Origin of the sequence: Pelotomaculum propionicicum, assembly GCF_004369225.1 — a bacterium.
In the GTDB taxonomy this organism is placed as follows: Bacteria; Bacillota; Desulfotomaculia; order Desulfotomaculales; family Pelotomaculaceae; genus Pelotomaculum_B; species Pelotomaculum_B propionicicum.
Genome location: NZ_QFFZ01000005.1, coordinates 34,329 through 53,817 on the forward strand (window position 1 = coordinate 34,329; position 19,489 = coordinate 53,817).

Genomic DNA, 19,489 nt, shown 5'->3' on the forward strand with positions numbered 1-19,489 from the left:
AATCCCACTTCCCACGTCCCACTTCTCACTTCCAATTGTGAGGCGAGCAGATGAACTTTAATGAGGCTATAGCATTCCTGAACAACCTGACTAAATTCGGTATTAATCTGGGATTGGGACGTATTGAAGAGTTGCTTAACCGGGTGGGCAACCCGCATCGCAAGTTGAAGATTGTGCATATCGGCGGTCCCAGCGGTAAGGGTTCCACTACCGCCATACTGGCGTCAATACTGCAAGCAGCGGGTTACCGGGCGGGTGTGTTTACTTCGCCCCACCTGCACTCTTATACCGAGCGGTTCCGGATCAATGGTGTTGAGATAAGCCGGGAACGGCTCGCCGGGTTGATCGAGGAGCTTCGCCCCCACCTGGAAGATATGGTGGCCGGCGGTTTTGAACATCCCACCGAGTTTGAAGTGGGTACCGCCCTGGCGTTTTTATATTTCAGCCGGGAAATGTTGGATTTTGCGCTGATGGAAGTGGGTCTGGGAGGAGCCATCGATTCAACCAATGTGGCTCCTTCCATGCTTACGATAATAACCAACATAGCTATGGACCATATGGATTATCTGGGCCATACGATTGAAGAAATTGCCCGGGTGAAAGCGGGTATCATCAAACCGGGGGTTCCGGTGATAACCGCCGCTTCCGGGGAAGGACTGAGCGTGCTCGAGGAGACCTGCCGGCAAAAAGGCTGCCGGCTGACACAGGTAGGGCGTGATGTCACCTGGGAGCACATTTCGCACTCTCTGGCAGGTCAAAATCTAACCATCCGGGGGGTCAGGGCGACTTACCATGACCTGGCGCTTCCCTTACTGGGCAGTCACCAGCAGGTGAACGCGGCGACCGCGGTTGCCGCGGCTGAAGTTTTGATGGAAATGGGTGTGGATATAAGCGCCGCTGCCGTCCGCAGCGGTCTGGCGGCGGCAAACTGGCCAGGCAGGTTGGAAATCATGCGCCGGGAGCCGCTGGTAATCATAGACGGCGCCCATAATTACGAAGGCGCCAGGAGCCTGCGCCTGGCGCTTGAAGAATATTTCCCGTCCAGGGGTATAATCCTGGTTATTGGCATGCTTGGAGATAAGGAGCGGTCTAAAGTCGCCGCGGAACTTGCATCAACAGCCAGGGCGGTGGTGGTGACCAAACCTAACAGCCCCAGGGCGGGCAACTGGCGTGAATTGGCCGGGGCAGCCGGGCTTTACGCGCCTGAGGTGCACCTGGAGGAGGATATTGGAAAAGCGGTGGAAAAAGGCATCTCCCTGGCAGGCCCGGAGGAAATTATCTGCGTCACCGGCTCCCTCTATATGGTGGCCGAGGCGAGAGAATATCTGCTAAAACTAAGGAATGCGGATTAAGGATAGGCGCCTGATGACGGTTTTGTCCATTAGGCGTCTTTTTTATCTTATGAAAAAATGTGTAAATGTTGTATTTTGATGTACTGAAGTATATTTAAGGGATAATTACAAAAAATAAGATTATTTCATAATAATTTAGATATTCCATTAAAAAAAATTTTAGTCAAAGAGGTAATTTTTATACTGTCTCTAAATAAACGCCTGTTAGCTTTATCTGTAGTTTTGGTAAATATTTTTATAATAGTGTACTTAATAGCAACAATAAATCTAAAATCAGATCCGCTGATTCCATTTGAGAAATTGGCATTGCCGGTTAATGAAAAAGAAACTTATGTTATTTTCCTGTCTGGACTTGATTCCCATTGTGACGGCACACCATATAACCAGATGGGATTTGAATATATTCGCAGTAAATTTAACCAGGTAGGACTCACATATAATGATGAACGTTTTTTAATGTATAGCTATACCGGCGGAAAAGTAGAAGCAGGCCGGTGGGATCCAAATCCATATGAACCGGTAGATACCGGTCAACCCATTCAGTTTAGTGTTATGCACTTAAAAAACATGATTGACGAATTTACCCTGCATCACCCGGACGCCCGGTACGTACTGGTGGGTCATAGCCTCGGTGGCAGGATTGCCTTTGATTACGTTATAAAGTACCATTTGGAGAAACCGGAACCCATTAAGGGGGTTATAACTCTTAACTCTCCTCTGATCGGTATATCATATTATCGGATTGTTAATATCCTTGCAACTTTCCGGAGCGTTTGGGGTTCTTCTGTGGTCAAACAATTAGCGGCCGAATACCAATTGAGAAATGAGCTGGGAATAGTAGAAAAAAGAATTGAAGCTGCCCGCAGGATGACTGAGGCAGGTATTTATCTGGCTACATTCGGAACCAGACAGGATATCGTTGTTAACCCGCTGTTGTCCTGTCTGACAGATGAGTATGGATATACGTTAAACAGGGGATATATAATATCCGCCAATTTATTACGCGGGGTTTTTAAAGATTTGGGGAGTCATATGCAAATATTATGCTTTGAAAAAGTGGCAAATTATATAATTTTAGTTTATTGCTGTCCGTCTGATCCAACCCGCACAAATAATAACCATTGATACCCCTGCCGGAGAGGAGGTAACAAAATTAAACCCGTTCTTACAATATATTTTTGAGTCTTATGGCTTCAACCTCATAGTCGAAACTCCTTTGGAGGAAATTTTATATCGCTTTTGACTTGACCTGATAGAATAACTTCCCTTCGGTGTCGAGACTTGCATAAAGTACTTCCTTAAAGCTGTTTACACCAAATTTTTGCAGTTCTGATTTTAACCAGCCCTCATTAAGGTTGATTTTAGCCAGATTTTTGTTGAATACATAGCCGTCAATAATAAGTGTAATAGGCAAGCCCTCATACCTCGTAGGCAAACTCATATCCGCCGGAACTATGGGCCTTTTCTGGGATTTTGGAATAACACTCAACTCACCGCTGGTTTCCAGAATAGCAAATTCCACGTCGGCAATATTGGGCATGTTTTTGGCTCTCAACTGCTCCAGTAAATCGTTAATATTGTAGCGAATCCGGGCCAGTTCTTTTTCGATAATTTTTCCGTTTTCAATCAGCACACTGGGAATACCGCAGATAACCCCCCTGGCCCGCTCGCTTTTTAAGGAGACATACGATAGTGCAACCTGAGCCACTAACAAAGTAAAAATCGGAAAAAGGCCGCTGGCCAGGGGCACTCCGGTATTTTCCATTGGAATTGCAGCCAACGCTGAAAGCATAATGACGATTACCAGTTCGTATGGCTGGAGCTGACTTACCTGCCTCTTTCCCATTAACCTCAAACCAATAACTACTACAGCAAACAAAATTATTGTGCGTATAATCCCAAGGAGCATATTATCCTTCCTTTGCAAATTAATCTCTATAATTATTCCCCGGCGTTATTAATTATATTTTGTCTGTTTCTACCAATGCTCTTCATATGTTCTTACTATTGGCTCCTTTAATACCATTAAAAATCTATGAATAAAATTTTATTGTGGGGAGACCATTATATTTGCAAAAAAGTCCGTAAACGGGGAGGTAAACGCAATGACAGTCGGAACCCAGGTAAAGCAGACACTGGCCAACCTGAAAAGTTGCCAGGCAAACCTTGAGACATTTGCTCTCCAAACCCAGAATCAGCAGGCAAAACAGCTTTTTACCAGCGCCGCCCAGCAAACTAAAGCAATTGTTGACTCCCTGGAGCCAAGGGTTACCCAAATCGAAAATGAAGAGCCCCAGTATAAAGGGTTTTAACATTAAGGGTATCCAGCCCGGAGACCGGATCACCAGGATCCGGTTTCGGTTTTTGTATATAAACTTATTTAGATATACAGAATACTGTCAAGGCAGAGGTGTAAATAAGTATGACAATCAGTGCGCAGGTCAAGCAAACCCTGGCCAGCCTTAAGGGCGTTCAGGGCACATTAGAAACCTTTTCTTCATCCGGGGGAGACCCGGAAGCAAAGGAAATACTGAACCGCAATTCGCAAAAGATTGCTATTATTATAAAGAATTTGGAAAAGAGACTCGGTGTTTTAGAATTTGAAGAGCCGCAGTACAAAGGCTTCTAGCCAATACGTTGAAGGAGTAGCCCAAATGCCTGAATGGTTAAACATTTTGCTCCGCACGACCGGTTTATTTATGCTCACCTTGCTTCTTGTCCGTCTTATCGGAAAAAGGCAAACCTCCCGGTTGACCTTTTTCGATCTGGTTACCGGCATTGCAATCGGAGTGATAGCCGCCGCCATATCTTTGAATCTGGCTGTTAACCTGACCAACGGTCTTATTGCCCTGGTTGTTTGGACCGGGTTTCCTGCGTTAATCTACCTTTTATCAATAAAGTACAAAGCGGTTAGGGACATAGTTCAGGGAAAGGAAACAGTCCTTATCAACCACGGGAAAGTCCTGGAAGATAAGCTGTTGGAAGCCCGTTTTACACCTGAAGATTTGTTGAGTCAGCTGCGAAAAAAAAATGTATTTAATTTCGCTGACGTGGAATTCGCCGTGCTTGAACCTACCGGAGAGGTAAGCGCGCTTCTTAAGAAAGATAAACAACCTCTCACCCCCAAGACCGCAGGATTAAACGTCGGGCAGGAGAGCGTACCCCAGACGGTTATGCTTGACGGAACTATAATGGACGAGCCGCTCACGGCAATGGGACTGAACAGGCGTTGGCTGCATACAGAACTGGAAAAAGCCGGGGTGGCGCCTGAAAACGTCTTTATTGGCCAGGTGGATTCCGTGGGACAGTTATATCTTGACCTTTTTGACGATACCATTCAGGTTCCCAAACCCAAAGCGAAAGAGTTGGCTTTTGCTACCCTGAAAAAATGCCAGGCTGATTGTGAACTATACGCTTTGGGTACAAAGCAGCCGGAGGCTAAGAAGATGTACGGGAAATCTTCCAAGATATTGTCAGAAGTAATCCAGGAATTAGAGCCTTTGCTAAAAAGGTAGAGGGGTGTTTAAGATTGTCCAATAAGAAAAAGAAGAAATTAACTCCGGTGCAACAGCAGTATCATTCCTTTTCTAAAGCGAGGGAGCCTCAACGACCGGTTCTTCTAAATGTTGTCAGGGCTTTTTTAGCAGGAGGGACAATTTGTCTTCTCGGCCAATTTATTCAGGATTTTTTCCTCTGGAATTTTAATTTTACTGAAAAGACGGCAGGAGATCCGACTGTTGCTGTCCTGATTCTACTCTCAGTCATTCTAACGGCTTCAGGTGTGTATGATCATATCGCCCAATGGTCCGGCGCCGGAACAGCGGTGCCGGTAACCGGGTTTGCCAACTCCATTGCCTCGGCGGCTATCGAACACCGAAGCGAGGGGTTTGTGCTTGGTGTTGGGGCAAGTATGTTTCAACTGGCAGGTTCAGTAATTGTCTTTGGTGTTTTTGCCGCCTTTGTGGTTGCCCTCATTAAAACAACACTGGCGCTGTTAGGGGGATCCTAGTATGTTGCGCGGGCGCCAGACCTGGGTTTTCCCCAACAGGCCCACTATTATATCCACGGCAACCGTTGGAGGACCCTTTGAAGCAGAGGGGCCACTGGCGGAGGATTTTGATCTTCTGCACGGCGACTTATGGCTAGGGCAGGACAGTTATGAAAAAGCAGAAAAAAAGATGCTGGAAGTGGCCTGCGAAATGGCTGTTCAAAAGGCCGGTTTACAAAAACAGGACATTCAGTTCTTTCTAAGCGGGGACCTGATGAACCAGATTATTTCCAGCAGCTTTACCGCCAGAACACTGGCGGTACCCTATCTTGGGCTTTACGGAGCTTGTTCCAGTTCGATGGAGAGCCTTACTTTAGGTAGCTTGATAGTAGACAGCGGGTCCGGCAATTATGTTCTCTGTGGCACCTCCAGTCACAATGCGGCAGCTGAAAAACAATACAGGTATCCCACTGAATATGGATCTCAGAAACCTCCCACCGCCCAGTGGACGGTGACCGGCGCCGGTGTCGCCCTCCTTGGCTCCAAGGGGGAAGGTCCAAAGGTTACCTCTGCCACCATCGGTAGAGTAGTGGATATGGGAGTGACCGACCCTTTTAATATGGGGAGCGCCATGGCGCCGGCCGCGGTGGATACTATTACAGCTCATTTCAGGGACTTGCGGATTTCACCCCGGGATTACGATCTTATAGCCACCGGGGACCTGGGACGGGTGGGGCACAGGATTGCCGTCGATCTGTTGAAAAAACACGGCCTGGAGATACCGGAAGACAGATTTACAGACTGCGGCATACTTATTTACAACCAAGACCAACCTGTGGTGTTGGCCGGGGGCAGCGGTTGCGGCTGCTCGGCGACCGTCGCCTACGGGCATATATTAAACAGGATGAAAAAGGGGGAACTGAAAAAGGTTTTGATTGTCGCCACCGGGGCACTTCTTTCTCCCTTGTCCTACCAGCAAAAAGAGAGCATTCCTTGCATCGCCCACGCTGTTTCTATTGAATATGACCATTAGAGGTGATTTTTGTGGAAGCTTATTTTTGGGCTTTTGTGGTTGGCGGGCTTATCTGTGTTATAGGGCAATTGTTATTGGACGTTGGAAAGTTCACCCCGGCCCATACCATGAGCATCCTTGTAGTGTCAGGCGCCGTCCTGGACGGCCTGGGTTTATACGAACCCCTGATTGATTTTGCCGGAGCCGGCGCCACTGTTCCCATAACTAGTTTTGGGAATGCTTTAGTCCACGGGGCCTTGGCTGAAGCCCAAACAACAGGAATCATTGGGATTCTCACCGGAATTTTTGAAGTTACCAGCGCGGGGATATCCGCGGCCATAATTTTTGGCTTTCTCGCCGCTTTGCTGTTTAAGCCTAAAGGATAGAAGAAAGGTGACACCGTGAAAACTATTCTGAGAGTTATTGTTTTTTCTCTTATCTTATTAATAACGGCGGGTTGCGGCACGCAAAACCATTCTTTTAAAAAGCCGCAACCGGGACAGCAGTTAATCCAGGATGAAAAACAAATCCAAATCAACACCGATCTTGCCGAAAAAGCAAAGAAAACAGCTGAAACGGTTAAGGGTGTCAAGGAGAGTACGGCTGTGGTTATTAATAATGAAATATCGATTGCTATTAAAGTAAGTGGTTTTGACAGGTTGCGTTTAAAGCCAATTAAGGCCGAAGTACATGATAAAATCAAAGAATTTAATAAGGATTATAATGTCTATATTACTTCTGACAAAAAGCTTTTTAAGCAGCTGCGGCAAATAGAAAACCAAATTAGAGGTGAACAGGATAAGCCGCTTATAGATTTACAAAAGAAGGTTAATAAAATTAATAAAGATATGCAGGGGTAAGTTTTTATGGATTTGCGAAAAATAGCTGTAACATTAATGATTATTACTATAACAGGAATTGTTGGAATATCAAATTGTAAAGCCGCTGGCTCACCTTCCATGGAAATAGAACTGGAAAAGGAATTACAGACCAAGGTCAATGAAATTTTCGACACCTGTGCCCTTGCCATTATTACCGACGCTGATCCTGGACCGGCCCTTGCCTGTTATGACACTACGGCCGAACTGGGTCGCTGGGCCCTTTCTCATGAGCAAACCAAGCTAAATTATATACAATTATGGGCTAAAAAGCGGGGAGTACGTTTCACTGAAGCCAATTCCTCGCTAGACATTCCCTGGTCGCGGGTACAGGGAGATACCGCCGAATTTATCGTCTACCAAACCCTCCAACTGGGGTATGTTTATCCCGACGATCCTACCGTAAACCGTTTTGGTATCGGTACCCGGCATTGGATGAAGCTGGCGCGTAAGGATGAAAACTGGCTTATCAGGCAAGATTTTTATACCGATGGCCTGTTTGATGATGCCAAAGCGCCCGACCCCTCACCGGCAGACGGTACTGCCTTTATAGAACCGGTGGAAAAAAACGCTTCTACACAAAACGATCCCCCAGGTATTTTTGACCGGGAGGGGGCGGCCCGGTATGCGGATGAATATGCCGGCCTGGCCTGGGGGGCCGGCAACAACCATAATTATAATCCGCGTTACCTCAACCTGAATGGCAATGGGGGGGACTGTACAAATTTTGTATCCCAGTGTCTGGGGGATAAGACAGGAGGCAAACTCCCCATGGACGGCGCCTGGTACTGCCGCTATGACCGGGAAGGAGGTTCAGGAAGTCGGGCCTGGGTACAGGCAGAAGCCTTTGCTGATTGGCTCTTATCTAACGGTTGGGGGCAGCTGTTAGCCCGGGGTGCCTTCCCGGAAATGAATCAACCCGGCTCGAAATTTTCCCGTGGAGCCGTTCGGGAACTGCTGAAAGGGGATGTAATCGGTTATGAAGAGAAGGGGTATATAGAACACTTTGCTATTGTAGTTGGGACCGACTCGAAGGGATATCCGGTTGTAGACGCCCATACGGTGGACCGCTATCATTGCCCCTGGGATATGGGTTGTGATAAAACTACCATTTTTCACCTTTTTCAAATCAAAAACAGGTGATTACCAACGCATACCGACACAAACGTGTGCCGGTTTTTATTTTTTAAGGAAAAACGTCAAGGTCACTCCTGCTAGCCCAGGCACAAAGCCTCTGTAAGTCAAATTAAGAGAAAGGGGAGTTGTGCTCCCAGCAGGACAATGAATGGCAGTAAATGGTCGGCATGCGGATTGCGTCAAATTTTTAAAATTTTCACCACAGCTTGTCATAAAAAACTTAAAATGATAAACTAACATAGTAATATCACTCTTTTTTTCCAGGCGGAGAATCTATCTCATATCCGGGAGAAGAAGCTATGGCTAAAAATTTTAAAAGCTACGGCAATACCTGGATTTTGGTTCTTCTCATATTGATCGGGGGACTGACAGGCAGTGCCGTTGGCGACACCCTGACACCTGTCCTGCCCTGGTTGAAGTCTACTTCCCAGATAGGGTTGAAGCCCTCAACACTGGACCTGGGGTTTCTCAACCTGACCTTTGGCTTTACCTTTTCCCTCGGGCCGCTAACCGCGCTCGGCATGATTCTGGGCTATGTTGTCTATCGCAGGATTTGAAATGAACAGAGAAATTATTCTTGCATCGTCATCACCACGCCGGGTGGAATTATTAAAACAAATAGGTTTACCTTTCCGGGTTTTTTGCTGTGAAGTGGATGAAACGCCGCCCCCGGGCTTAAATCCCGGCCAGTTGGTCGAACTGCTGGCTGAAAGGAAGGCTGCGGGCATTGCAGGTAAGGTTGACAGAGGGATCGTGCTTGGCGCTGACACTGTGGTCGTATGTCAGGGGCAGCTGCTGGGCAAACCATTGGATGCGGAGGACGCTGCCAGGATGCTCGGCAAATTGCAGGGCGGCGCTCATGAAGTATATACCGGGGTGGCCCTGGTTGAGGCAGAGAGCGGCAGACGTTCGGTTACTCATGAAAAGACAGTGGTTTATTTCAGGCCGCTGGGGGAAAATGAAATCAGACGCTACGCAGCAACGGGGGAGCCGCTGGATAAAGCCGGCGCCTATGCGGTTCAAGGTTTGGCCGCTGTTTTTATTCACAGGCTGGAAGGCTGTTACACCAATGTTGTCGGTCTTCCTTTAGCCAGACTTGCGGTAATGCTCAAAGAGTTTGGCTACGAGGTACTATAAGGGGTAGAATACAGAATTCAGAATTCAGTAGTTAGAATAAAAGTTTTTTGTATTCTGACTCCTGACTCCTGTATTCTTAAAGAATGCCTCCTGTATTCATAGGTTCGGAGTTGGTTATCTTGGATACCGCTGGTTACCGGCCTACCATGAAGGATCTTCCTGAGGATATGCGGCCGCGGGAAAGGTTGGCAAAGGAGGGAGCGGATGCTCTTTCTGAAGTGGAACTATTGGCGATACTCCTTGGGACAGGTTCCAGGCAGGCGACCGCACTGGATTTGGCCGCGCTGATCATGGCGCATTTTAAGAGCCTGCGTTCTCTTTTGGGCTCCACAATAGAAGAGTTGAGCGGGATCAAGGGTGTAGGGCCGGCCAAAGCATGTCAGATCAAGGCCGCACTGGAGTTTGCCAGAAGGATTTCTCAATATTCCGATAGCCCGCGCCCTGTGATTAAGTCGCCCGAAGATGCCGCAAACCTGCTGATGGAGGAAATGCGTCACTTTGACCGCGAGCATTTCAGGGCGGTTTTGTTAAATACCAAAAACCAGGTTATCGGGACCGATAAGGTTTCTGTCGGCACACTTAATTCATCAGCAGTACACCCGCGTGAATTATTTCGCAACGCCATCAAAAGGAGCGCCGCGTCAGTGATTCTGGTGCATAACCACCCCAGCGGCGACCCGACTCCCAGCAGGGAGGACCTGGATATTACCGAAAGGCTCCGGGAAGCCGGAAAGATTATTGGGATCGAAGTCCTAGATCACATTATTATTGGGGATAATAGATTTATAAGTTTTAAGGCCAAAGGATTCATATAAGTAAAGGCTGTTGGTTGGTTTTATGACAGCCGCAATATTAATTTTAAGAGAGGGGCCGGTAAATGCGCGTCGGTCTGTTTTCAAAAGATATGGGGATGGATTTGGGCACTGCCAACTCCCTGGTTTATGTCAAGGGGAAGGGGATTGTAATCCGAGAACCATCTGTGGTGGCGATCCAGAAGGATACCGGGCAGGTTCTGGCTGTCGGTGAAGAGGCTAAAAGGATGATCGGCCGCACACCAGGCAATATTGTTGCCATCAGACCTTTAAAGGATGGTGTGATTGCTGATTTTGACGTAACCCAGAGCATGATCAAATACTTTATCAATAAGGCTTTACGGGGACGCACCTTCCTGGTGCGGCCGAGGGTTGTCGTGGGGGTCCCGTCCGGTGTTACCGCCGTGGAAGAAAGGGCGGTGCGTGAAGCCGCCCTGCAGGCGGGCGCCAGAGAGGCTTACCTTATTGAGGAACCCATGGCGGCTGCGATAGGGTCAGGGTTGCCTGTGCACGAGCCGACCGGCAACATGATTGTCGATATTGGCGGCGGGACTACCGAAGTTGCTGTTATTTCCCTCGGAGGAGTTGTTACCAGCCGGTCGATCAGGATAGCCAGTGATGAAATGGACGAGGCTATTATCAGCCACGTCAAACGGACTTACAATTTAATGATTGGTGAACGCACAGCGGAACAGATTAAAATTCAAATCGGCACCGCCTATCCCACTGACAATGTGGAAACTGACGAAGTGCGGGGGCGTGATCTTGTCACCGGACTGCCTAAAACGGTTCAGATCACGTCAGTGGAGATTTATAAGGCGCTTTCAGAACCGGTATCCAGTATTATTGAAGCGATTAAGGCAACTTTGGAGCATACCCCGCCCGAACTGGCGGCTGATATTATGGACCGCGGCATTGTCATGGCCGGCGGTGGTTCCCTGCTGCGCGGTCTGGACCGCCTGGTCAGTGAAGAAACCGGAATGCCTGTGCACCTTGCCGACGAGCCTCTGCTGGCCGTGGCCTACGGGGCCGGCAGGGTCCTGGAGAATATCGACGTGCTGCGCAAAGTGCTGATCCAGCCAAAAAAACTAGCCTAGTTAGACGTGGGATATGAGACGTGAGACGTGAGGAAAAACGGGGCTATACGCTTTCTATAGGATATAAGTAAGATAAGTCGTAAGCCATAAGGAGTAAGGCGTATGCCAAAAACGGTTAAAACCTTAAGCCCAAAGGCTTTATCCAAAATAAAACGTAAGCATTAAAATAGTTTGACAGGTATAAGACCTATTAGGAACGCAGAATATACCTACGGCCTACAGCCTACGACCTACTACCTGTATCGCAACGGCTTGCTACCTGCTACTAAAACTATAGATGCGAATTGCTCGCATAAAACACCAAGAATATTTTTTGTGGGAGTGAGGTACGGGGTGCGTTGGGTTACTGCCAAAAGACTGCTTTTCCTGATTGTGCTGATTGCGGTCACCCTGGCGGCAATGCGCTCTACAATTCCTGAGCGGACCCGGCTGACACCCCTGGGATCAAAATTCAGGGATGTTATTGAGCCAGTGCAGACGGGATTCACCTGGGTGGGCAGGCAAGTGCATCACTTGATCTCTTTCCCGGTTTCCATGATCGGCGCAACAGCGCGCAGCCAGGCTCTGGAGGAAGAAGTAGAGCGCCTTAAGAGTGAAATTATCCAGTTGAATGAGTATAAAATGGAAAACCAGAGGCTGACCGGCCTGCTTAACTACAAACAGGTAATGGCCCAAAAATTCAACCTGATTACAGCGTCTGTGATCAGCAGGTCCCCGGGCAGCTGGTTTGGTATGGTGACACTAAACAGGGGCGCAAACGACGGAGTACAGGAAAATATGACCGTGCTTACTCCCGAGGGTCTGGTGGGACGGGTTGTTTCCGTTACTGCTTCCACCTGTCAGGTCCTTTTGATTACAGATCCAAGCAGCGGAGTCGGCTCTTTAGTTCAGGACACCCGTACGCCCGGCATTGTTGAGGGCGTAGACGGCAAAACGATGGTAGCCAGAATGATCCATATCCCTAATAATGCTCCAGTAGAAGTTGGCCAGGCGGTGGTTACTTCAGGCAGCGGCAGCGTTTACCCCAAAGGCATACCGGTCGGTGAAATTACCGCTATCCGGAATGAGCCTTCCGGCCTGTTCTTAAGTGCCGAAATACGTCCTTATGCAAGTTTAAGCAATTTGGAAGAAGTGTTAATCGTGACCTATGCTCAGCCTGAGGCCAATACCCCGCGCGTGGGAGGTCAGTAAATGCACTTGCCTTTTTACCTGCTCCTGCTGGTTGTCATAATTATTTTTCAGACAACCATACTCAATATCGTGGCTATTGCAGGGGTTACACCCGACCTTGTAATGCTTCTGGTGGTGTTGAGCGGCTTCCTCCTGGGTACCAGAGAGGGGGCTTTTTTGGGTTTCATCGGAGGAATTGTAGAGGACTTGTTTTCTGGCTGCTACATTGGTATAAACGCCCTCTCCAAAATGGCGGCGGGGTACCTGGCGGGCGCGGCAGGCGACCGGTTGTACAGGGAGAACATTCCTATTGCCACTGGAGTAACTTTTTTTACCTCATTGGCCGGTTTAATAGTAAATTACCTGCTGCTTTTATATCTAAAAATTCATGTCTCACCGTTATACGCTTTTCTAAGGGTGGCCCTGCCCACAGCCGCTTACACGGCAGTACTGGCGCCTTTTATTTTCAGGCGCATATTCCGTTACATCCAGCTTCGGGGCAGGGATCTGTAACAGCCGTGGGCCGTGAGAAGTGAGACGTGAGTATCCAGGTATTCCTTGCAGGATTTTTCTTTTTCACCCCAAATCATTTTTTATAGCCTAGAATCGGGTTCCTCATGTGTTACTTCCTGTAGGTTCGGATTTATCCGAACTAATTTGTGCAAATAAATTCGCACCTACAGTTTCGGTTGCCGATTATCTTACTGTAGAAATAGGATTGAACTGTTTTTTAATAGACCCAATTGGAATACCTGAATCCCACGTCCCACGACTAACGGCTCACGTCTCAAATCTCACATCCCATATGGGGGAGGGAGAGAAATGGAAAGAAATTATCTCGAGAATAAGATGAGAGTTTTCCTGATTATTGTCGGCGCCATTTTTATTATCCTGATCGGCAGGCTCTCCTACATGCAGCTTGTGCAGAATGACAAGTTTTCCACCCTGGCCCGGGAAAACCGGATCAGGCTGATCACGATTACCGCGCCTCGCGGGGAGGTTTTTGACCGGAACGGGATTAAAATGGTCGGCAACCAGCCGGTTTATACAGTTTCCCTGGTCAACCTCGGGAAAAAGGATACTGGCGGGGTGGCCGAAAGGCTGGCCGGCATCCTTGGCATTGACCCGCAGGAAATTCAGCAGAAGATAGACCAGCAGAAACGGCTGTACGAGCCTGTGAAAATAGCTACCATGGTGCCGCCGGAGATTGTCACCAGGATCGAGGAGCAGCGCCTTGAGCTGCCAGGTGTCGCCATCGATATTGAATCGCTGCGGGAGTACCCCAATGGGAACTTATTGGCCCACGTCATGGGTTATGTGCGGCAGATTAACGAAGAGCAGCTGGCTGCAAACAAGGATAAGGGTTACAAGCTGGGAGACAACTACGGGCAGTCGGGTCTCGAAAATACTTATGAACAGTACCTGCGGGGCCAGGACGGAGGCCGCCAGGTGGAAGTGGACTCGATGGCCAGGCCGGTAAGAGACCTGGGTGTAAAGGAGCCTGTGCCGGGCAACAACCTTGTGCTGACCATAGACCAGAGAGTACAGAAGGCGGCTGAGGAGTCTCTGGCGAGGGCTTCCCAGCAGGCTATCAAGGAAGGGTACGGCGAGGCCAAGGCCGGGGCGGCCGTGGCCATTGACGTGCGGAGCGGGGCGGTGCTGGCCATGGCCAGTTATCCCACCTACGACCCGGTCAAGCTTTCGGGTAATCTCTCGCAAAAAGAGTTTAACGAGATTTTCAACTCTCCCTTTAAGCCGATATTGAACCGTGCTTTATTGCCATACGCCCCGGGTTCAACTTTTAAAATGATTGTGGCTATGGCTGCCCTGGAAGCCGGTAAGGTAAACGTAAAAGATACCATTTTTGATCCAGGCTATTTTTTCCTGGGCAGAACATTCAGCGACTGGAAGCCGGACGGCCACGGCCGCGTCGATTTGATCAGAGCCATCAAGGTATCCTGCGACACCTATTTTTACCAAATTGGTTTAAAAGTGGGAATCGAGGACATCAGTAAGATGGCCCGTCAGTTCGGGCTGGGCCAAAAGACCGGCATAGAGCTGCCGGGTGAGGAAGAGGGTGTGGTACCGGGCCGGGATGCCAAGGTTGAACAAAGATTATTTGATAAAAGTGATGAGGACACGGCCAAGGCCAAGGAAATAGTAAAGCGTTATAATGATCTGCTGAGCAAGGCAGTCGATGAGAACGAGCGCAAGTCCCTTCAGCAAAAAGAATACGACGAGCTGCTGGAAATCGATTGGGAACTGGCCTGGCATGACTATGACACGATCATTTCCTCTATTGGCCAGGGGGACAACAGGTACAACCTCCTGGAACTGGCCAACTATATAGCTGCCATCGCCAACGGAGGGACCCGTTACAAGCCTTACCTGGTTCAAAAAGTAGTGGATATCAACGGCAAGGTAATAAAAGAAAACGGGCCTGTCGAATTGGGCCGTGTCAACGTTTCACCCCAAACACTGGCGGCAGTCAGGCAGGGCATGCGAGAGGTAACTCTGCCCCCTGACGGTACCGCTTACGGCTTTTTCGTGGGCTTCCCCCCGGTGGCGGCGAAAACAGGGACAGCGGAAGTGCCTCCCCATAGCCCGCACGCGCTGTTTGTGGCGTTTGCCCCGTATGACAACCCGGAGATCGCTGTAGCAGCTGTTTTAGAGTATGCCGGCCATGGCGGCACCATAGCGGGCCCGGTAGCCGAGGACATGCTCGCGGCTTATTTTGGGCTGCCCATCCCCGGCGAAAAACAAGTAAAAACTCCTTAACATTTATCATGATTTTCTGGCATAAAACGGGGTTCTTTTTGCCCTGTTTTTTGCTTTATATTAGCAGGATTTGGTTTTTAGCTGTAGAATTAACTGGTAATCATAGAACAGGAGGAGATAGCTTTGGCTTATTCCAGAGGAAACAGTCACAGTGATATCCTTTCAGGATTCGGTCAGGGCCTGCCCTTGGACCAGGAAGATCTGGTTGATGAAAATACTATTCTGGTTCAGCGGACCCTGCGCTCCGGCCAAAGCATCCGCTACAACGGAAACGTGGTGGTTCTTGGGGATGTAAACCCCGGAGCCGAAATATCGGCTGCCGGAAACGTTATTGTGATGGGGGCTTTAAGAGGTGTGGTGCACGCCGGCGCCGGCGGGGATGAGAAAGCGGTTGTTTTGGCTTTCAAGCTGCAGCCTACACAGCTCAGGATCTCCAACCACATAACCAGGCCGCCGGATAACGAAACCCCGGATGCCGATCACCCTGAAATGGCCAGGATCCGGGACGGGGTTGTTACCATAGAAGTGTTCCAAACCGGGCTGAACGATAGGGCCGGCGTAGGCAAGTAACACCAGGCAGCACATCTATCCGTTTTTATTCCTGTCTTGCAGGTTGCCCGTTTTTCCACATTCCAATGACTATATAAGAGGGGAGCTTAAATAATGGGTGAAGTATTCGTTATAACTTCCGGTAAAGGAGGGGTGGGCAAAACCACCACAACCGCCAATATCGGTACAGGCCTGGCTTCCGCAGGCAAAAAGGTAGTTCTGGTAGACGCGGATATCGGGCTGAGGAACCTGGATGTGGTTTTAGGCCTGGAAAACAGGATCGTCTTTGATATCGTTGATGTTACCAGCGGTAACTGCAGGCTGCGCCAGGCGCTGATCAAGGACAAGCGCCTGGAAGGGCTGCACCTTCTCCCCGCCGCTCAGACCAAAGATAAAACAGCGGTCAGTCCCGACCAGATGCGCACTCTGTGCACGGAACTGAAAAAGGAATTTGACTATGTGGTTATTGACTGCCCGGCAGGTATTGAACAGGGTTTCCGGAACGCCATAGCCGGAGCGGATAAGGCCATAGTGGTAACCACACCCGAGGTTTCAGCAGTGCGGGATGCCGACCGGATTATCGGGCTGTTGGAAGCCGCCGAGTTGCGCGACCCCAAATTAATCATCAACCGTATTCGCCCCAAGATGGTCAGGCAGGGAGACATGATGAGCATAGAAGACATTATTGATATCCTTGCCGTAGATCTGATTGGCGTTATTCCGGAAGATGAGATGATTGTGATTACCACCAACCGCGGCGAACCAGTGGTTTTGGACCAGCATTCACGCTCGGGGCAGGCTTACCGCAATATTAACCGGAGGATCTTGGGTGAGGAAGTGCCCATGATGAGCATGGAAGAGGATGGTTTTTTCAAAAAGCTGCGTAAGATTATCGGCCTGAATTAAGCCGGAAAGGGGGAAAAGCCATGTTGGAATTTTTAACTAAACTGTTTGGCAGGGACAGCGGGAGCAAAAACGTGGCTAAGGAGAGACTTCGTCTGGTCCTGGTACACGATCGCACCAGCATATCGCCCCATATACTGGAAGCCCTGAAAGCCGACATGATTCAGGTAATCTCTAACTACATGTTAATAGACGAAACTAATTTGGAAGTAAGCCTGGATTCCAGCGGCAATACAGTGGCCCTGGTTGCCAACATACCGGTAAAAGGGATGAAAAGGGCGTCGGGAGCATAAAAGAATAGGACGTGGGACGTGAGACATGGGACGTGGGATTGATATGAGACACGGGGACGGTTCTCCTGTCTCATTATAACTGCAGTACATACTTAAAGTCCCGCAGCAGGCAAACTCTGCACAACAAGTTGAACGTTACTTTTTAGGGGGCATTTCACTTAATGAGTGATCTGTCCCCTTTTCAATAATAAGGGGTAATTTCGTTATCTTTATTTATCCATTTATACCAGGGGTTTTAGGTCTGTATTTAAACAATCAGTTGTTATATAATAAGGGAGTGCGCTTAAAAATTTTAGAATGTGCAGACTGGAGTTCGTTAAACTGTGTTTAAGCAAAGCAGGTTGTTCAAAAAACTTGATCATACTTTACTTGCTGCCGCAGCTTTAATTATTATTTTCAGCCTGGTTATCATTTACAGCGCCACCAAGGGCGACCCGGATCTGAGCGGCGATTTCAGCAAACAGATCATTAACATATCAGTGGGCTTGATGGCGATGATCTTCATGCTCTATATCAACTACGAAGATTTGGTTAAGCGTATGAAAGTGCTGTACGTTGTAAACCTGCTGATGCTGGGTGCCGTATTGTTCGCCGGTGACGCTGCCATGGGCGCGCAGCGCTGGATAGAACTGGGGCCTTTCAGGTTTCAGCCTTCGGAGTTTTCCAAGTTGATTATTATTGTATGCTTTGCCGCTTACTTAAGCTCGCGAAAAGGCAAGTTGTACAGGTTTAGGGATTTAATTCCCAGTTTCGCCTTTATCGGCCTACCCCTGCTGTTTATTTTAAAACAGCCCGATCTGGGGACATCCCTGGTGTTTATGGCCATCATGTTCGGCATGCTGTTTGCGGCGGGGGCGCGCCCGCTGCTGCTGGTGGCTTTAATCGTGGGCGGGCTTTTGGTGGCCTCAGTCTGGATTTGGGCGCACTTTTGGTTTGAGGCCAACAGTTCCTTCAACCTATGGATACCCCTGCAGGACTACCAGTTAAAACGGCTGACTATATTTATTAACCCCTGGAAAGACTGGCTCGGAGATGGTTATCATGTGATTCAGTCCCAGATCGCCATTGGTCAGGGAGGGCTTTTCGGGCGCGGCCTGTTTCAGGGCAGTCAGACCCACGGCGAGTTCCTGCCCATTCGTGACACCGACTTTATCTTTTCTGTCGTTGGGGAAGAAACTGGTTTTATCGGGGCGGTTGTCCTTTTGTTCATCTATTTCATATTAATCTACCGCTGTATTTATGTGGCAATCAACGCCAAAGACTGTTTTGGCTTTCTGTTATCGGCCGGGATAATTTCTATGATAACTTTTCACGTACTGGTCAATGTGGGTATGACCACAGGCATCATGCCTGTGACGGGCATTCCCCTGCCGATGTTCAGCTATGGAGGCAGCAGCATGATTACTAACCTTGCCGCGCTGGGACTCCTCCTGAATATCAACATAAGGCGGCAGAATATAATGTTTTAAATAAAGCGGAAGAGGGGACATGCCTCCTGAAGTGAAGGAGGCATGTCTCTTTTGGTTTCTAAGTGAGCTTGTCTCAAGGATTTTTATAGACATATTACCTTATAAAGGAAAATATAATGAAGCAGACAATCTTTTACGGGGGGTAGTAACCTTGAAGGGTATCGATGTAAAAAACGGACCGTCTTTCAAACAGGACGACTGGGGCCCTTACTACCGGCAGCCACAGTGGAAAAAGCCAATGCGGGACGGCGTCGGCAGAAAAAACCTTTACCGGATCTCGATCGCCTTATTGATACTTATGGTTTTTCTTGCCCTGAGGGGGAGCAACAGCACCTGGGGGAACGGGGTCAGAGAAAACCTTAGGAGCGTCCTGACAACTGAATGGAACTACCAGCCGGTTATGGAAAGAGTAGTCCAGTTTGGCCTCCAGCTGGCCGATGTGGATTGGAACTTTTTCAGCAGCCCCCAGCCGGTAACCACAAAGTCGCAAAACAGCAGCACATCCCACTCGGCGCTGCCTCTCCCGGTATCAGGGAAGATTGTACGCGGTTACGGGATGGTCATCGATCCTGTTGACAATATGGAGCGGTTTCACGCCGGTATCGATATCGCCGCGCCGGTAGGCAGCCCGGTCAAAGCTGTATATGACGGTAAAGTGGCGCGAGTAGGCGACAGCCCTGTGCTGGGCAAGTATGTTTTAATTGAGCACGGAAGCGGCTTTTTCACACTGTACGGTGAACTGGGCAAAGCCGCAGTGGCGGAGGGGCAGCAGGTTAAGGCCGGGCAAGCTGTGGGTGAGGTTGGTAATACAGGTGATATAAGCGGCGGCGGCCTGCATTTTGAAATCAGGGAAAACAGCAAGCTGGTTGATCCTGTGACTAGACTGCAGCTGAATCAATAATATTTTTGCGAAA

23 protein-coding genes are annotated in these 19,489 nt (G+C 48.9%); 22 read left to right on the forward strand and 1 reads right to left on the reverse strand.

Going from position 1 to position 19,489, the window contains the following annotated elements; genetic code table 11:
* Window positions 1–50: 50 nt before the first annotated feature.
* Window positions 51–1,352 (forward strand): bifunctional folylpolyglutamate synthase/dihydrofolate synthase, encoded by a 1,302-nt coding sequence (locus Pmgp_RS03520; RefSeq protein WP_134212589.1) that lies wholly within the window; start codon window positions 51–53, stop codon window positions 1,350–1,352.
* Between the two features lie 306 nt (window positions 1,353–1,658).
* A complete protein-coding gene (locus tag Pmgp_RS03525; protein ID WP_153189181.1) occupies window positions 1,659–2,477 on the forward strand; it encodes an alpha/beta fold hydrolase in 819 nt (272 codons plus the stop codon).
* Window positions 2,478–2,580: 103 nt separating this feature from the next.
* Here the strand turns inward: Pmgp_RS03525 and Pmgp_RS03530 are convergent, their stop codons facing one another.
* Window positions 2,581–3,261 (reverse strand): DUF421 domain-containing protein, encoded by a 681-nt coding sequence (locus tag Pmgp_RS03530; protein ID WP_134212591.1) that lies wholly within the window; start codon window positions 3,259–3,261, stop codon window positions 2,581–2,583.
* Window positions 3,262–3,457: 196 nt separating this feature from the next.
* Here Pmgp_RS03530 and Pmgp_RS03535 point away from each other — a divergent pair, with 196 nt between their 5' ends.
* From Pmgp_RS03535 to Pmgp_RS03630, 20 genes are all read left to right on the forward strand, one after another.
* Window positions 3,458–3,664, forward strand: a complete 207-nt coding sequence (locus tag Pmgp_RS03535) for a DUF1657 domain-containing protein (protein WP_134212592.1) — start codon at window positions 3,458–3,460, stop codon at window positions 3,662–3,664.
* Between the two features lie 110 nt (window positions 3,665–3,774).
* Window positions 3,775–3,981 carry a DUF1657 domain-containing protein gene (locus Pmgp_RS03540; protein ID WP_134212593.1) on the forward strand — a complete coding sequence of 69 codons (207 nt, stop codon included), beginning with the start codon at window positions 3,775–3,777 and terminating at the stop codon, window positions 3,979–3,981.
* Between the two features lie 25 nt (window positions 3,982–4,006).
* On the forward strand, window positions 4,007–4,867 hold the full coding sequence (locus tag Pmgp_RS03545) for a DUF421 domain-containing protein (protein WP_134212594.1): 861 nt from the start codon (window positions 4,007–4,009) through the stop codon (window positions 4,865–4,867).
* 14 nt (window positions 4,868–4,881) lie between these two features.
* Entirely contained in the window at window positions 4,882–5,361 is a 480-nt protein-coding gene (gene spoVAC, locus Pmgp_RS03550; RefSeq protein WP_134212595.1) for a stage V sporulation protein AC, read from the forward strand.
* 1 nt (window position 5,362) lies between these two features.
* A complete protein-coding gene (gene spoVAD, locus Pmgp_RS03555) occupies window positions 5,363–6,373 on the forward strand; it encodes a stage V sporulation protein AD (protein WP_134212596.1) in 1,011 nt (336 codons plus the stop codon).
* Between the two features lie 11 nt (window positions 6,374–6,384).
* Window positions 6,385–6,738, forward strand: a complete 354-nt coding sequence (spoVAE, locus tag Pmgp_RS03560) for a stage V sporulation protein AE (RefSeq protein ID WP_134212597.1) — start codon at window positions 6,385–6,387, stop codon at window positions 6,736–6,738.
* 15 nt (window positions 6,739–6,753) lie between these two features.
* Complete coding sequence (locus tag Pmgp_RS03565) at window positions 6,754–7,212, forward strand: YhcN/YlaJ family sporulation lipoprotein (protein ID WP_134212598.1); 459 nt, start codon at window positions 6,754–6,756, stop codon at window positions 7,210–7,212.
* Window positions 7,213–7,218: 6 nt separating this feature from the next.
* The gene (locus Pmgp_RS03570; RefSeq protein ID WP_134212599.1) at window positions 7,219–8,373 is read left to right on the forward strand and encodes an amidase domain-containing protein; all 1,155 of its coding nucleotides are present in this window, start codon (window positions 7,219–7,221) and stop codon (window positions 8,371–8,373) included.
* A gap of 293 nt (window positions 8,374–8,666) precedes the next feature.
* Entirely contained in the window at window positions 8,667–8,924 is a 258-nt protein-coding gene (locus tag Pmgp_RS03575; RefSeq protein ID WP_134212600.1) for a DUF4321 domain-containing protein, read from the forward strand.
* Between the two features lies 1 nt (window position 8,925).
* The gene (locus tag Pmgp_RS03580) at window positions 8,926–9,504 is read left to right on the forward strand and encodes a Maf family protein (RefSeq protein ID WP_134212601.1); all 579 of its coding nucleotides are present in this window, start codon (window positions 8,926–8,928) and stop codon (window positions 9,502–9,504) included.
* A gap of 119 nt (window positions 9,505–9,623) precedes the next feature.
* A complete protein-coding gene (gene radC, locus Pmgp_RS03585) occupies window positions 9,624–10,319 on the forward strand; it encodes a RadC family protein (RefSeq protein WP_282432870.1) in 696 nt (231 codons plus the stop codon).
* Between the two features lie 62 nt (window positions 10,320–10,381).
* On the forward strand, window positions 10,382–11,413 hold the full coding sequence (locus Pmgp_RS03590; protein ID WP_134212603.1) for a rod shape-determining protein: 1,032 nt from the start codon (window positions 10,382–10,384) through the stop codon (window positions 11,411–11,413).
* A gap of 333 nt (window positions 11,414–11,746) precedes the next feature.
* Window positions 11,747–12,604, forward strand: a complete 858-nt coding sequence (mreC, locus tag Pmgp_RS03595; RefSeq protein WP_134212604.1) for a rod shape-determining protein MreC — start codon at window positions 11,747–11,749, stop codon at window positions 12,602–12,604.
* On the forward strand, window positions 12,605–13,096 hold the full coding sequence (gene mreD / locus Pmgp_RS03600; protein WP_134212605.1) for a rod shape-determining protein MreD: 492 nt from the start codon (window positions 12,605–12,607) through the stop codon (window positions 13,094–13,096).
* A 309-nt stretch (window positions 13,097–13,405) separates the two neighbouring features.
* Entirely contained in the window at window positions 13,406–15,361 is a 1,956-nt protein-coding gene (gene mrdA, locus Pmgp_RS03605) for a penicillin-binding protein 2 (RefSeq protein WP_134212606.1), read from the forward strand.
* A 123-nt stretch (window positions 15,362–15,484) separates the two neighbouring features.
* The gene (gene minC, locus Pmgp_RS03610; RefSeq protein ID WP_134212607.1) at window positions 15,485–15,931 is read left to right on the forward strand and encodes a septum site-determining protein MinC; all 447 of its coding nucleotides are present in this window, start codon (window positions 15,485–15,487) and stop codon (window positions 15,929–15,931) included.
* A 93-nt stretch (window positions 15,932–16,024) separates the two neighbouring features.
* Window positions 16,025–16,816 (forward strand): septum site-determining protein MinD, encoded by a 792-nt coding sequence (minD, locus tag Pmgp_RS03615; protein ID WP_134212608.1) that lies wholly within the window; start codon window positions 16,025–16,027, stop codon window positions 16,814–16,816.
* Between the two features lie 20 nt (window positions 16,817–16,836).
* Window positions 16,837–17,106: a cell division topological specificity factor MinE gene (gene minE / locus Pmgp_RS03620; protein WP_134212609.1), complete on the forward strand. Its 270-nt coding sequence runs from the start codon at window positions 16,837–16,839 to the stop codon at window positions 17,104–17,106.
* A 323-nt stretch (window positions 17,107–17,429) separates the two neighbouring features.
* On the forward strand, window positions 17,430–18,575 hold the full coding sequence (rodA, locus tag Pmgp_RS03625; RefSeq protein ID WP_134212610.1) for a rod shape-determining protein RodA: 1,146 nt from the start codon (window positions 17,430–17,432) through the stop codon (window positions 18,573–18,575).
* Window positions 18,576–18,726: 151 nt separating this feature from the next.
* Entirely contained in the window at window positions 18,727–19,476 is a 750-nt protein-coding gene (locus Pmgp_RS03630) for a M23 family metallopeptidase (RefSeq protein WP_192902766.1), read from the forward strand.
* Window positions 19,477–19,489: the final 13 nt, after the last annotated feature.